This window comes from Scandinavium sp. UTDF21-P1B (genome assembly GCF_040750395.1).
Lineage (GTDB): Bacteria > Pseudomonadota > Gammaproteobacteria > Enterobacterales > Enterobacteriaceae > Scandinavium.
Window position 1 is genome coordinate 293,583 of record NZ_JBFLVD010000011.1, and the last position, 14,820, is coordinate 308,402.

Here is a 14,820-nt window from a genome sequence, read left to right on the forward strand (position 1 = left end):
CCGATAATTCTGGTCAGGACTCGTGTCTAAAAGAATAAAGGAACCTCCATGTCCAGTTTAATGAATAGCGCAATGAGCGGCCTCGGTGCGGCTCAGGCGGCGCTGAATACCGTCAGTAACAACATCGCCAGCTATAACGTGTCCGGCTATACCCGCCAGACGACGATACTTTCGGCGGCGAACAGTACGCTGGGCGCAGGCGGCTGGGTGGGCAATGGGGTAACGGTCTCCAGCGTACAGCGCGAGTACAATGCCTTCATCACCAATCAGCTGAACGCGGCGCAGAATCAGAGCAGCGGCCTGACCACGCGCTATCAGCAGATGTCGAAAATTGACGATTTGATGTCGGACACCACCAACTCCATTTCCGCAACGTTGCAGGATTTCTACGCCAGCCTGCAAACGCTGGTCAGCAATGCTGAAGATCCGGCCGCGCGTCAGTCTGTACTCGGAAAAGCGCAGGGGCTGGTAAACCAGTTCAAGACCACCGATCAGTATCTGCGCGATCAGGACAAACAGGTTAACGGCGCGATTGCCTCGTCGGTGGCGCAGATCAACAACTACTCGCAGCAGATTGCGACGCTGAACGACAAAATATCCAAACTGACCGGCGTTGGGGCGGGAGCTTCGCCTAACGACCTGCTGGACCAGCGCGATCAGCTGGTCAGCCAGCTCAACCAGCTGGTGGGCGTGGAAGTGAACGTGCAGGACGGCGGCACGTATAACATCACCATGGCCAACGGTTACAACCTGGTGCAGGGCAGTAATGCTCACCAGCTGGCGGCTGTGCCAAGCAGCGCCGATCCGTCGCGCACCACGGTCGCGTACGTTGATAACGTCGCAGGCAATATTGAAATCCCTGAAAAATTGCTGACCACCGGTTCACTCGGCGGTCTGCTGACCTTCCGCTCCCAGGATCTCGACCAGACGCGCAATAGCCTGAATCAGATGGCGCAGGCCTTTGCCGATGCATTCAACAAACAGAATGCGCAGGGGATTGATGTCAATGGTGATGTCGGCGGGAATTTCTTCAATATTGGCGACCCGACAACGCTCAGCAACACTAAAAATACAGGTGATGCCACGCTGAGTGCGAAAATTACCGATAGCACTCAGGTCCAGGCGACCGACTACAAGGTGAGCTTCGACGGCACCAGCTGGCAGGTGACGCGTCTGTCCGATAACACCCCAGTGACGCCGACGGTCGAAAGCGACGGTAGCCTGAGTTTTGACGGTCTGAACATCAGCGTCAGCGGCTCGGCGAACAAAAACGACAGCTTCACCGTGAAGCCGGTCGCTAACGCCATCGTCAACATGAGCGTGGCGCTGAGTGATTCCGGCAAGATTGCGCTGGGCGTTGATGACGCGGAAAGTGGCGAAAGCGATAACCGTAATGGCCAGGCGCTGCTTGACCTGCAAAACAGTAAGCTGGTGGGCGGCAATAAAACCGTTAACGATGCTTATGCTTCGCTGGTCAGCGACGTGGGGAACAAAACCTCGACGCTGGAAACCAGCAGCACCACTCAGGGCAACGTTGTGACGCAGCTTACCAAACAGCAGCAGTCCATTTCCGGCGTTAACCTCGATGAAGAGTACGGCAACCTGCAGCTGTATCAGCAGTACTATCTGGCGAATGCCCAGGTAATGCAGACCGCCAGCACGCTTTTCGACGCGCTGATCAATATTCGCTAAGGAGACGTGACGGATGCGTATCAGTACCTTAATGATGTACCAGCAGACAATGGGCGGCATTACTAACTCCCAATCTTCCTGGCTGAAATATGGCGAGCAGATGTCCACCGGCCTGCGCGTGAACCGTCCTTCAGACGATCCTATTGCTGCCTCTCAGGCCGTAGTGCTGTCGCAGGCCCAGGCGCAGACCGCACAGTTTGCTTCTGCCCGCAGCTTTGCCACGCAGCGTATCTCGCAGGAAACCAACACGCTTTCTTCCGTGACGACTGCCATTCAGACGGCACAGGAAAAAATCGTCTATGCCGGGAACGGCACGCTTAGCGACGATGACCGTGCATCGCTGGCGACCGATCTACAGGGTATTCGCGATCAACTGATGAACCTGGCGAACAGCCAGGACGGTAACGGTCGCTATATGTTTGCCGGGTATAAAACGGACAGCGCGCCGTTTGACTCAGCAACCGGAGCCTATACGGGCGGCACCACTAACGTCGAGCAGCAGGTGGATTCTTCCCGTTCGATGGTCATCGGTCATACCGGCGACAAAATTTTCGACGCCGTTACGCCAAATGCGGTGAAGAACCCGGATGGCACGCTGCCGGAACAAAACCTGTTTAAGCTGCTCGATAGCGCGATTGCTGCGCTGAAAACGCCGGTGGCAGACGACGATGCCGCACAGGCGACGGCTCAGGCGACCATTGATGAAACCAACCGCGGCCTGCGTAATTCACTGAACAACGTGCTGAGCGTGCAGGCAGAAGTGGGTACGCAGCTGAACGAACTTGATAAGCTCAACGCCCTGGGCGATGACCGTAAGCTGAGTCAGACTCAGCAGATGAGCGACCTGGTCAATGTGGACTGGAACGCCACCATTTCCAACTACACCATGCAGCAGGCAGCGCTTCAGGCGTCCTACAAAGCCTTTACCGATATGCAGGGCATGTCGCTGTTCCAGTTGAATAAATAGCCCGGTTTTGAACATGCCCTGAAAAAGCCATGTTCTCTGTGCCCGCGCCACTCACCCCGGCGCGGGCTTTTTTTTATCTGATTACGGGCGACAAAACGCTGCCAGGCGGCGCTGCGCTTACCTGACCTACGGGGGATTTGTAGGCCGGATTAGCGAAGCGCCATCCGGCATCAGGGATGTCTCAGGGCATAAAAAAACCGCCCGAAGGCGGTTTAGTGAGGCTTTTGTCGCTTAGTCGTTTGACTGTGGGCGAGTAGGGCCGGCGGTTGCCGTGTGGGTGGCGCTGTGGCCACCGGCTGCGCCTTTACCTTCGAAGCCGAAGGCCGGGCGAACCCAGTCGCTGTGACGCGGTGCTTCCGGCACATATTCCGGTGCTGGTGCACGCGTCATCGGGGCGGTTGCGTGTTTGTTAGCGACCACGGCTGGTTGTTCAGCAACGGCAGCCTTGACCGGCGTTTCAACTGCCGGAGCTGGTGCGGCAACTGGCGCTGGCGCTTCTACCGCCGCTGGCTGAGCTGCAGCGATAACGCTTTCCACTTCTTCCACTGCGGCGGGCTCTGCCACGGCTGGTTTCGCTTCTTCCGCTACGGTTTCTGCGACAACAGCATCCACTTCAGCAATGATCTGCGGCGCTTCATCAACAGGCGCAGCAATCACTTCCGGATGCGTGGTTTCCACAACAGGTGCTGTTACTTCAGCTTCCACTGCCTGCGGTTCTGCCACTACAGCAGGTTCATCAGCTGCGACTGGTGCAGCTGCTTCAGCAACTGGCGCTGGCGCTTCGACCGGGGCAATTTCAATGACTGGCACAACGGTTTCCTGTTCGCGAGTCTCTTCTGCCAGGTTCTCCTGAGCGCGAGCCACCGGATAGCTGATCCACACTTTACCGGAAGCCATTTCTGGCGATGCGCAGGCAACGGTCAGCGGCATGGCGGACTGGGTCGGGTAACGCTCATCGCGGTAGCGACGACGACGCTGGCCGCTCACGCGCAGGTGGCGCGGAGAACGACGGGAGCGACGCGGCATGCCTGCGGTATCACGACCTTCTGCGTTTTCGTCTTCAGCCTGTACGTCAACGACGGCTGGCAGATCGACTTTAGCAAGCTCAGTGCTGGTAGCCGGAACAGCTTCAAGCGGGGCTGCGGTTTCACCAAAAGCTGCGGTTCTTTCCGCGGTTTCTGCGGCGGTTTCGATGCGGACTTTCTGCGCCAGGTTACGCTGCTTGCGACGCGGCATAGTCTGAACGCGTTCTTCCTGTTCGGTTTCCTGAACTGGCTGCTCGGCCTGAACTTTTACGTCCGGCTGTGCCTGACGCTTGTCATCATTACGACGACGGTTACGTTCACGGCGCGGCGGCTGCTCGTCGCGGGATTTCGCTTTATCTGCGTCTTCCACCACGTTCTGCTGGCGTGCTTCACGGGTTTCAGCGTTCTGCTGCGGCTTCTCACGACGGTTGCGGCGGTTGTCTTCGCGACCTTCGCTGTTCTCACCACGATTATCGCGGTCACCACGCTCGCCACGGTTATCGCGACGGTCGTTGCGATCACGGTCATTACGGTCGCGGCGGTTAGACTGACGAGAACGGCGACGATCCTGCTGGCGCTCTGGTTTCTCTTCTTTTTTAACCGGTTCAGGCTCAGCCACGGCTGGCGCTTCGCTGCTGAACATTGACTTCAGCGCACCGAGAATGCGGGAAACCAGACCCGGTGCAGCAGGGGCTACTGCTTTTGCTTCCGGTGCAGCGGCTTTCGCCACTTCAGCGACCGGTGCAGGAGGTGCATCCGGCATCACGAACGTTGCCAGAGCAGGCTGCTCAGGGCGTTTACGTTCAGCTGGTTCATCCTCAGATGGCATTGCCATCTCTTCTTCGTGCAGTTTCGGCAGCAGATAGCTCAGGGTCTGAGTCTCTTCGCCTTTACGAACGCGCAGTACGGAGTAGTGTGGGGTTTCCATCTGATCGTTTGGTACGACGATGCAGCGCACGCCACCCTGACGGGTTTCGATGGCGCTGATGGCCGCACGTTTTTCGTTCAGCAGGTAAGACGCTACCTGAACAGGAACGATCGCGTGGACTTCCTGGGTGTTCTCTTTCAGCGCTTCTTCTTCAATCAGACGCAGAATAGACAGCGCCAGAGATTCGTTATCACGGATGGTGCCGGTGCCGCTACAGCGTGGGCAAACGTGATGGCTGGACTCACCGAGCGACGGGCTCAGGCGCTGACGGGACATCTCCAGCAGGCCGAAGCGAGAGATGTGGCTGATCTGAATGCGCGCACGATCCTGACGGACGGCTTCACGCAGACGGTTTTCCACCGCACGCTGGTGACGAACTGGCGTCATGTCGATGAAGTCGATAACGATCAGGCCGCCGAGGTCACGCAGACGCAGCTGGCGAGCGATTTCATCGGCTGCTTCCAGGTTGGTGTTGAAAGCGGTTTCTTCGATGTCGCCACCGCGGGTTGCACGCGCGGAGTTAATGTCGATAGCGGTCAGCGCTTCGGTACTGTCGATAACGATAGAACCACCGGACGGCAGACGCACTTCGCGCTGGAACGCAGATTCAATCTGCGACTCGATTTGATAGTGGCTGAACAGCGGGATTTCACCGGTGTAGAGCTTAATTTTGCTGCTGAAATCCGGACGACCGAGCGCAGCGATGTGCTGGCGAGCCAGCTCAAGCACTTTCGGATTATCAATGAGGATTTCGCCGATGTCCTGACGCAGGTAGTCACGGAAAGCACGCACGATAACGTTACTTTCCTGGTGAATCAGGAAGGGAGCAGGGCGGCTTTCGGAGGCTTTCTGGATGGCTTCCCAGTGCTTCAGGCGGAAGCTGAGATCCCACTGCAGCGCTTCGGCAGATTTGCCGACGCCTGCGGTGCGCACGATCAGGCCCATGCCGTCCGGCAGCTGCAGGCTGGAAAGGGCTTCTTTCAGTTCGGTACGATCGTCACCTTCGATGCGACGGGAAATACCACCGGCGCGTGGGTTGTTCGGCATCAGTACCAGATAGCTGCCCGCAAGGCTGATAAAGGTAGTCAGCGCGGCGCCTTTGTTGCCACGCTCTTCTTTATCGATCTGCACAATGACTTCCTGGCCTTCACGCAGCACATCTTTGATGTTCGGGCGGCCATGAGCATTGTAGTTAGCAGGGAAGTATTCGCGGGCGATTTCTTTGAGGGGGAGGAAACCGTGACGCTCGGCACCGTAGTCAACGAATGCGGCTTCAAGGCTGGGTTCAATACGGGTAATTTTGCCTTTGTAGATGTTCGCTTTTTTCTGTTCGTGTCCTGGGCTTTCGATATCCAGATCGTACAGACGCTGCCCATCAACGAGGGCGACACGCAACTCTTCTTGCTGAGTGGCGTTGATTAACATTCTTTTCATCGTAACTTACTCATTATTCTTGCATTGACGACTAAGCTACGGGCAGAGTTTTCCTTGCCGGGGGTAAACCGATGGCCTCGTGACTGTTCACGTCGCCAACCTCACGGTTGTCGCTCGCTTAAGAGGCGCAAAGTGTCGGTAGCCTGTGTTTCAAACGGAAACACAGCGCAATTATTCAGGGGAACAGCCTGGGAAAATTCTCCAGAGAAGGTTCCTTCTATACTCATAGTCTTTCAAGTTGCAGGTGCGTTGGCTTCACCTGCTTACCCCAGCCATCTACTGGAGTAGCGCCTGGAGATCCCAGGTTTGCCGCCTTCCTGCAGCTTGAAATAGAGAGTATCAACCGGTAAGGACTGCAACCCGCAGCCCGCTAACTGTCTGAAAGATAAATACGTCTTACGCCATTGCTGCATAAAAAATCGTTCAGACAAAATGGGTCATTCCGTTTACTGCTTGTACTTACAAGGACTCAGCACGGAAAACGGCATCATTATTCCCTGCTAACCTTGTTATAGCAAGATGACTTTTACCATTTATCACCCGGTTACTCACAGTTTTTTCACTTCCCGGAACCGATTGCTCTAATAAGCAGCAATCCAGTCAGTGCATCAAAAAATGAGTACCGCAACGAAGTTAATATAAGCACAGAAAAAGGAGTGGCGCGAATGCCTGTGCCTCTTTAGAATCGCCCCCCATGAAAACTGAGACACCGACCGTAAAAATGGTTGCCATCGCCGACGATGAGGCGGGGCAACGAATTGACAACTTTTTGCGCACCCAGCTGAAGGGCGTGCCAAAAAGCATGATTTATCGCATCCTGCGTAAAGGTGAAGTGCGCGTAAATAAAAAGCGCGTGAAGCCGGAATATAAGCTGGAAGCGGGCGATGAAGTGCGTATCCCGCCGGTGCGCGTAGCCGAACGTGAAGAGGACGCGGTGTCGCCGCATCTGCAAAAAGTTGCCGCACTGAGCGACGTTATCCTTTATGAAGATGACCATATTCTGGTGCTGAATAAGCCATCAGGCACGGCGGTGCATGGCGGCAGCGGCTTGAGCTTCGGCGTGATTGAAGGGCTGCGTGCGCTGCGCCCTGAAGCGCGGTTCCTTGAACTGGTACATCGTCTTGACCGCGATACATCAGGCGTGCTGCTGGTTGCGAAGAAACGTTCTGCGCTTCGCTCATTACACGAGCAGCTGCGTGAGAAAGGTATGCAGAAAGATTATCTGGCGCTGGTTCGCGGCCAGTGGCAGTCGCATACGAAAGTGGTGCAGGCACCATTACTGAAAAACATTCTGCAAAGCGGCGAGCGCATCGTGCGCGTCAGCCAGGAAGGAAAACCTTCGGAAACCCGTTTTAAGGTTGAAGAGCGATTTGAGTTTGCGACGCTGGTGCGCTGTAGCCCGGTAACCGGACGAACCCACCAGATCCGCGTTCATACGCTTCACGCCGGTCATCCGATTGCGTTTGACGACAGATATGGCGACCGGGAGTTTGATAAGCAACTGGCAGGCACAGGATTAAATCGCCTGTTCCTGCACGCCGCCGCGCTGAAGTTTACGCATCCTGGAACCGGTGAAACGTTGCGTATCGAAGCGCCAATGGACAACGGGCTCAAGCACTGTCTGAAGGTGTTACGAAGCCAGAAGTGATACCCCAGCGCCCCGAAAGGGGCGTTCTGCTATTTGTCGGTCGGGTGAGCGCAGTCCCCCGACGTTGTTCAGTCAACGTAATAGCGGATTAAACTGCTCATTACGCAGCATTTTGCATAAGGCAATCAGCGGCAACCCTATCAGCGTGTTCGGATCGCGCCCGTCCAGACGCTCGAACAGAGAAATACCTAACCCTTCGCTCTTAAAGCTGCCGGCACAGTTCAGCGGCTGCTCTTTCTGGATGTAATGATGAATCTCAGCGTCGCTCAGATGACGAAAGTGAACGTCAAACGGCTCACATTCGGTTTGCAGGTGACCGTTAGCGCTGTTATAGAGCGCCAGTCCTGTATAGAAGGTCACGACGTGTCCGCTGGCCTCACGCAGTTGGCTACGCGCCTTTTCTTCGGTGTGCGGTTTACCGGCAATTTTCCCACCCAGCACGCAGACCTGATCGGATCCAATAATAAGATGATCGGGGAAGCGTTTTGCCAGCGCCATCGCTTTGGCCTGGGCCAGCCTTAATACGAGCTGACGCGGAGATTCGCCGGGCAGGGCAAGCTCATCAACTTCAGGAGCGGCGCACTGGAAGGGGACCTCGAGCTTTTTCAGCAGTTCGCGGCGATAAGGTGAGGTGGAGGCTAGAATAAGCTGCGGCATAATTTTTTAACCAGGATCTGGTGATTCGGATTGCGACATTTTAAACTACAGGCCGCAATGTGTGCGAATAATTGGCAAAAGGCTCCCGCGGGTGCCTTTTTCTTTGACTCTATGACGTTACAAAGTTAATATGCGCGCCCTATGCAAAAGGTAAAATTACCCCTGACTCTTGATCCGGTTCGCACCGCTCAAAAACGCCTCGACTACGAGGGTGTTTACACCCCGGAGCAGGTGGAGCGTCTTGCCGAGTCTGTAGTCAGTGTGGACAGTGATGTGGAATGCGACATGACGTTCGCCATCGACAACCAGCGTCTCGCCGTTATTAAGGGCGATGCAAAGGTGGCGGTGACTCTCGAATGCCAGCGCTGCGGGAAACCGTTCCCCCTTGCCGTTCACACAACGTATTGTTTCAGCCCGGTCAAGAATGATGAGCAGGCTGAAGCACTCCCGGAAGCGTATGAACCGATTCAGGTTAACGAATACGGTGAAATCGATCTGCGGGCTTTAGTCGAGGATGAAATTATCCTCTCTTTGCCTGTGGTTCCGGTGCATGATTCTGAACACTGTGAAGTGTCCGACGCGGACATGGTCTTTGGCGAACTGCCTGAAGAGGCACAAAAACCAAACCCATTTGCCGTATTAGCCAGCTTAAAGCGTAAGTAATTGAGGAGTAAGGTCCATGGCCGTACAACAGAATAAACCAACTCGTTCCAAACGTGGCATGCGTCGTTCCCATGACGCTCTGACTGCAGTTACCAGCCTGTCTGTAGACAAGACTTCTGGTGAGAAACACCTGCGTCACCACATCACTGCCGACGGTTTCTACCGCGGTCGCAAGGTTATCGCTAAGTAATCACGCGCAAGCGTGATGAAGCTTAGTGAGGATTTCCCCGCGCAAGCGGGGGATACACCGAACCAGGCGGCGACGAAACCTTGACACGTCTGACCTTAGCGTTGGATGTCATGGGGGGCGATTTTGGCCCTTCCGTGACGGTGCCTGCAGCCTTGCAGGCACTGCACGCTAACCCACAGCTCTCGCTTCTTCTCGTCGGTGACCCCGACACCATAACGCCATTACTTGCCAAAGCTGACTTCGAACAACGTTCACGTCTGCAGATTATCCCTGCCCAGTCAGTTATTGCCAGTGATGTCCGCCCGGCTCAGGCGATTCGCAACAGCCGGGGAAGCTCGATGCGTATTGCGCTTGAGTTGGTGAAAGAAGGAAGGGCCCAGGCCTGCGTCAGCGCTGGCAATACCGGTGCGCTGATGGGGCTGGCAAAACTACTGCTTAAACCTATTGAAGGGATTGAGCGCCCGGCGCTGGTGACGATTTTGCCGCATCAGCAAAAAGGCAAAACGGTGGTGCTGGATTTAGGTGCCAACGTCGATTGCGACAGTACCATGCTGGTGCAGTTTGCGGTGATGGGCGCCGTGATGGCCGAAGAAGTGGCTGGCATCTCGAAACCGCGCGTTGCGCTACTGAACATTGGCGAAGAAGAGACCAAGGGGCTTGACAGCATTCGCGATGCTTCTGCGATGCTGAAAAATGTCGAATCCCTCAACTATATTGGTTATCTCGAAGCCAACGAATTATTAACCGGCAAAACTGATGTGCTGGTTTGTGACGGTTTTACGGGAAACGTCACATTAAAAACGATGGAAGGCGTTGTCAGGATGTTTCTTTCCCTGCTGAAATCTCAGGGCGAGGGGAAAAAACGACCGTGGTGGCTGAAAATTTTGAAGCATTGGTTACAAAAAAGCCTCTCAAGGCGATTCAGTCACCTCAACCCCGACCAGTATAATGGCGCCTGTCTGTTAGGATTGCGCGGCACGGTGATTAAGAGTCATGGTGCAGCCAATCAGCGCGCGTTTAGCGTGGCGATTGAACAGGCAGTGCAGGCGGTGCAGCGTGAGGTCCCACAGCGGATCGCCGCTCGCCTCGAATCTGTATTACCACCAAAAGACTGAGCGTACATGTATACGAAGATTGTAGGTACCGGCAGCTATCTGCCTGAACAAGTGCGTACGAACGCCGATCTGGAAAAAATGGTGGATACGTCTGACGAGTGGATTGTCACCCGCACAGGTATCCGTGAGCGTCGTATCGCCGCGCCAGATGAAACTGTCTCAACCATGGGCTATGAAGCCGCTAAGCGCGCGCTGGACATGGCGGGTATCGATGCTGAACAGATTGGCCTGATTATAGTGGCAACCACATCTGCGACCCATGCTTTCCCAAGTGCCGCATGCCAAATCCAGTCCATGCTGGGGATTAAAGGTTGCCCGGCGTTTGACGTTGCGGCCGCCTGCGCAGGCTTTACCTACGCGCTGAGCATTGCCGATCAGTATGTGAAGTCTGGTGCCGTGAAGCACGCGCTGGTTATCGGTGCCGACGTGCTGGCTCGCACCTGCGATCCAACCGATCGCGGCACGATCATTATTTTTGGCGATGGCGCAGGAGCCGTCGTACTCAGTGCTTCAGAAGAGCCAGGGATCATCTCCACGCACCTGCATGCGGATGGTAACTACGGCGAGCTGCTGACGCTGCCGAACGCAGACCGCGTTCATCCGGAAAACTCGATTCACCTGACCATGGCAGGGAATGAAGTCTTCAAGGTCGCGGTGAAAGAGCTGGCTAACATCGTTGAAGAGACGTTGGCGGCTAATCATCTTGAGCGTACTGCCCTCGACTGGCTGGTGCCGCATCAGGCTAACCTGCGCATCATCAGCGCGACGGCGAAAAAGCTGGGCATGCCGATGGAGAACGTGGTTGTCACGCTCGATCGTCATGGCAACACTTCCGCTGCATCCGTGCCGTGCGCGTTTGATGAAGCCGTACGCGATGGCCGCATTAAGCGCGGTCAGCTTGTGCTGCTCGAAGCCTTCGGCGGTGGTTTCACCTGGGGCTCTGCACTGGTTCGTTTCTAATTAAGGATTATAAGATGACGCAATTTGCATTTGTGTTTCCGGGACAGGGGTCTCAGACCGTTGGCATGTTAGCCGATATGGCTGCGAGCTATCCGGTTATCGAAGAAACCTTCGCAGAAGCCTCTGCGGCGCTCGGCTATGACCTGTGGGCATTGACCCAGCAGGGCCCGGCAGAAGAACTGAACAAAACCTGGCAGACTCAGCCTGCGCTGCTGACTGCCTCCGTCGCACTGTATCGTGTCTGGCAGCAGCAGGGCGGTAAAGCGCCTGCGCTGATGGCCGGTCACAGCCTTGGTGAATACTCAGCGCTGGTTTGTGCTGGCGTGATTGCCTTCGCTGATGCGGTGAAGCTGGTCGAACTTCGTGGAAAATTCATGCAGGAAGCCGTGCCTGAAGGTACGGGTGGCATGTCTGCGATCATCGGTCTGGACGATGCAGCTATCGCCAAAGCATGCGAAGAGTCTGCTGAAGGGCAGGTGGTTTCCCCGGTAAACTTCAACTCTCCAGGCCAGGTGGTTATCGCCGGGCACAAAGAAGCCGTTGAGCGTGCTGGTGCCGCCTGTAAAGCTGCGGGCGCTAAGCGTGCGCTGCCTCTGCCGGTGAGCGTTCCTTCACACTGTGCGCTAATGAAGCCTGCCGCTGAGAAGCTGGCTGTTGAACTCGCAAAAATCACCTTTAATGCACCGCAGATCCCGGTTATCAATAACGTGGATGTGAAGTGTGAAGCGGCCGCAGACGCGATTCGTGATGCGCTGGTTCGCCAGCTCTACAGCCCGGTACAGTGGACCAAAACCGTTGAGTTTATGGCTACCCAGGGCGTTGAACACCTGTATGAAGTGGGCCCGGGTAAAGTCCTCACCGGGCTGACAAAACGTATTGTTGACACCCTGACTGCCTCGGCCATTAACGAGCCGGCGGCGATGTCAGCGGCGCTTGAGCAATAAGAAGAGGAAAAGCAAAACCATGAGTTTTGAAGGAAAAGTTGCGCTGGTTACCGGTGCAAGCCGCGGCATTGGCCGTGCTATCGCTGAAACGCTCGTTGCCCGTGGCGCGAAAGTTGTCGGAACCGCTACCAGCGAAAATGGTGCTCAGGCCATCAGCGATTATCTGGGTGCAAACGGTAAAGGTCTGATGTTGAATGTGACCGATCCGGCATCTATCGAATCTGTTCTGGAAAATATTCGCGCAGAGTTTGGCGAAGTGGATATTCTGGTCAATAATGCCGGAATCACTCGCGATAACCTGTTAATGCGAATGAAAGATGATGAGTGGAACGACATTCTCGAAACCAACCTGTCATCAGTTTTCCGTCTGTCAAAAGCGGTAATGCGAGCTATGATGAAAAAGCGTCATGGTCGTATTATCACTATCGGTTCTGTGGTTGGTACCATGGGAAATGCTGGTCAGGCCAACTACGCTGCGGCGAAAGCGGGCTTGATCGGCTTCAGTAAATCGCTGGCGCGCGAAGTTGCGTCCCGCGGTATTACGGTGAACGTTGTTGCTCCGGGCTTCATTGAAACGGACATGACGCGTGCGCTGTCAGACGATCAGCGTGCGGGTATTCTGGCGCAAGTTCCAGCGGGTCGCCTCGGCGATGCAAAAGAAATCGCCAGTGCGGTTGCATTCTTAGCGTCTGACGAAGCAGGTTACATCTCTGGTGAAACCCTGCACGTCAACGGCGGGATGTACATGGTCTGACCGTAGTTTGCACAAAATGCTCAGGAACCGCGCACTCTGTGCGATTCTGAGCAGTAATATGTGCAAAATGATTTGCGTTATGAGGGCAAACACCCGCAAAATAGCGTAAAATCGTGGTAAGACCTGCCGGGATTTAGTTGCAAATTTTTCAACATTTTATACACTACGAAAACCATCGCGAAAGCGAGTTTTGATAGGAAATTTAAGAGTATGAGCACTATCGAAGAACGCGTTAAGAAAATTATCGGCGAACAGCTGGGCGTTAAGCAGGAAGAAGTTGTTAACTCCGCATCTTTCGTTGAAGACCTGGGCGCTGATTCTCTTGACACCGTTGAGCTGGTAATGGCTCTGGAAGAAGAGTTTGATACTGAGATTCCGGACGAAGAAGCTGAGAAAATCACCACCGTTCAGGCTGCCATTGATTACATCAACGGCCACCAGGCGTAAGTGAACATCTCCAGGCGGTCACTCGACCGCCTGAGTTTTATCTGTTGCCCCTTTTTTTCTCTTTTTTATCATCCCTCCCTGGAGGACAAGCGTGTCTAAGCGTCGTGTAGTTGTGACCGGACTTGGCATGTTGTCTCCTGTCGGCAATACCGTAGAGTCCACCTGGAAATCTCTTCTTGCCGGTCAGAGCGGCATCAGCCTAATCGACCATTTCGATACTAGCGCCTATGCAACCAAATTTGCTGGCTTAGTAAAGGATTTTAACTGTGAAGAATTTATCTCGCGTAAAGATCAGCGCAAGATGGATGCCTTCATTCAATATGGAATTGTCGCTGGCATTCAGGCCATGCAGGATTCTGGCTTTGAAGTGACGGAAGAGAACGCCTCACGTATCGGTGCCGCAATCGGCTCGGGTATCGGCGGTCTTGGCTTAATCGAAGAAAACCACAGTTCGCTGGTTAACGGCGGTCCACGTAAGATTAGCCCCTTCTTCGTCCCGTCCACGATTGTTAACATGGTGGCCGGTCACCTGACCATCATGTTTGGTTTACGTGGCCCTAGCATTTCTATTGCCACGGCGTGTACCTCCGGTGTGCATAACATCGGCCATGCGGCACGCATGATTGCCTACGGCGACGCAGATGCGATGCTGGCTGGCGGTGCTGAAAAAGCCAGCACCCCGCTCGGCGTGGGTGGCTTTGGTGCGGCGCGCGCGCTGTCAACCCGTAACGATAATCCTCAGGCGGCGAGCCGGCCGTGGGATAAAGACCGTGATGGGTTCGTACTGGGCGACGGGGCAGGTATCCTGATGCTCGAAGAGTATGAGCACGCGAAAAAGCGCGGCGCGAAAATCTATGCTGAACTCGTTGGTTTTGGCATGAGCAGCGATGCCTATCACATGACGTCACCGCCGGAAAATGGCGCAGGTGCAGCGCAGGCGATGGTGAATGCCATTCGTGATGCGGGCATTGAGCCTGGCCAGATTGGCTACGTGAACGCCCACGGTACATCCACCCCTGCGGGTGACATTGCTGAAGCACAGGCCGTTAAATCTGTGTTTGGTGATGTAGCCAGCCGCGTAATGGTCAGCTCCACCAAATCCATGACCGGCCACCTGCTGGGTGCTGCGGGTGCGGTTGAGTCGATCTACTCGATTCTGGCCCTGCGCGACCAGGCCGTTCCGCCTACCATCAACCTGGATAACCAGGAAGAGGGGATTGACCTCGACTTCGTTCCTCACGAAGCACGCCAGGTCAGCGGCATGGAGTACACCCTGTGTAACTCCTTCGGCTTTGGTGGCACCAACGGATCGCTGATCTTCAAAAAGGTCTGATGATTCGCCCTGATGATAAAGGCCTGCCATGCAGGCCTTTTCTTTGCGTTTTTTCCGCTTGAG

At 55.2% G+C, this 14,820-nt stretch carries 13 protein-coding genes; 11 read left to right on the forward strand and 2 right to left on the reverse strand.

All coding sequences use genetic code 11. From position 1 onward, the window contains the following. The first annotated feature begins 48 nt into the window (after positions 1-48). Together flgK and flgL are read left to right on the forward strand one after the other, a co-directional pair. Positions 49-1,692 (forward strand): flagellar hook-associated protein FlgK, encoded by a 1,644-nt coding sequence (flgK, locus tag AB1287_RS07980; protein ID WP_435617444.1) that lies wholly within the window; start codon positions 49-51, stop codon positions 1,690-1,692. Positions 1,693-1,705: 13 nt separating this feature from the next. Beyond that, positions 1,706-2,659, forward strand: a complete 954-nt coding sequence (gene flgL / locus AB1287_RS07985; protein ID WP_312628215.1) for a flagellar hook-associated protein FlgL — start codon at positions 1,706-1,708, stop codon at positions 2,657-2,659. A gap of 231 nt (positions 2,660-2,890) precedes the next feature. Here flgL and rne read toward each other — a convergent pair whose 3' ends face one another. Then, a complete protein-coding gene (gene rne, locus AB1287_RS07990) occupies positions 2,891-6,046 on the reverse strand; it encodes a ribonuclease E (protein ID WP_435617445.1) in 3,156 nt (1,051 codons plus the stop codon). A gap of 694 nt (positions 6,047-6,740) precedes the next feature. Here rne and rluC point away from each other — a divergent pair. Continuing rightward, a complete protein-coding gene (gene rluC / locus AB1287_RS07995) occupies positions 6,741-7,694 on the forward strand; it encodes a 23S rRNA pseudouridine(955/2504/2580) synthase RluC (RefSeq protein ID WP_312628217.1) in 954 nt (317 codons plus the stop codon). 72 nt (positions 7,695-7,766) lie between these two features. Here rluC and AB1287_RS08000 read toward each other — a convergent pair whose 3' ends face one another. Next, positions 7,767-8,351 carry a Maf family protein gene (locus AB1287_RS08000; protein WP_312628218.1) on the reverse strand — a complete coding sequence of 195 codons (585 nt, stop codon included), beginning with the start codon at positions 8,349-8,351 and terminating at the stop codon, positions 7,767-7,769. A 141-nt stretch (positions 8,352-8,492) separates the two neighbouring features. Between AB1287_RS08000 and yceD the strand changes: the two genes are divergently transcribed. The 8 genes from yceD to fabF all read left to right on the forward strand — a co-directional run bounded on the left by yceD (position 8,493) and on the right by fabF (position 14,757). Continuing rightward, positions 8,493-9,014, forward strand: coding sequence for a 23S rRNA accumulation protein YceD (gene yceD / locus AB1287_RS08005; protein ID WP_312628219.1), 522 nt, complete (start codon positions 8,493-8,495; stop codon positions 9,012-9,014). Between the two features lie 16 nt (positions 9,015-9,030). Beyond that, a complete protein-coding gene (gene rpmF, locus AB1287_RS08010) occupies positions 9,031-9,204 on the forward strand; it encodes a 50S ribosomal protein L32 (protein ID WP_000290724.1) in 174 nt (57 codons plus the stop codon). Positions 9,205-9,284: 80 nt separating this feature from the next. Then, complete coding sequence (gene plsX, locus AB1287_RS08015; RefSeq protein ID WP_312628222.1) at positions 9,285-10,319, forward strand: phosphate acyltransferase PlsX; 1,035 nt, start codon at positions 9,285-9,287, stop codon at positions 10,317-10,319. A 6-nt stretch (positions 10,320-10,325) separates the two neighbouring features. Further along, a complete protein-coding gene (locus AB1287_RS08020) occupies positions 10,326-11,279 on the forward strand; it encodes a beta-ketoacyl-ACP synthase III (protein WP_312628224.1) in 954 nt (317 codons plus the stop codon). A 14-nt stretch (positions 11,280-11,293) separates the two neighbouring features. Further along, positions 11,294-12,223: an ACP S-malonyltransferase gene (gene fabD / locus AB1287_RS08025; protein ID WP_435617446.1), complete on the forward strand. Its 930-nt coding sequence runs from the start codon at positions 11,294-11,296 to the stop codon at positions 12,221-12,223. 19 nt (positions 12,224-12,242) lie between these two features. Beyond that, a complete protein-coding gene (gene fabG / locus AB1287_RS08030; protein ID WP_312628227.1) occupies positions 12,243-12,977 on the forward strand; it encodes a 3-oxoacyl-ACP reductase FabG in 735 nt (244 codons plus the stop codon). Positions 12,978-13,187: 210 nt separating this feature from the next. Then, entirely contained in the window at positions 13,188-13,424 is a 237-nt protein-coding gene (gene acpP / locus AB1287_RS08035) for an acyl carrier protein (RefSeq protein ID WP_003857954.1), read from the forward strand. A 91-nt stretch (positions 13,425-13,515) separates the two neighbouring features. Further along, a complete protein-coding gene (fabF, locus tag AB1287_RS08040) occupies positions 13,516-14,757 on the forward strand; it encodes a beta-ketoacyl-ACP synthase II (RefSeq protein ID WP_312628228.1) in 1,242 nt (413 codons plus the stop codon). The last annotated feature ends 63 nt before the right edge of the window (positions 14,758-14,820 follow it).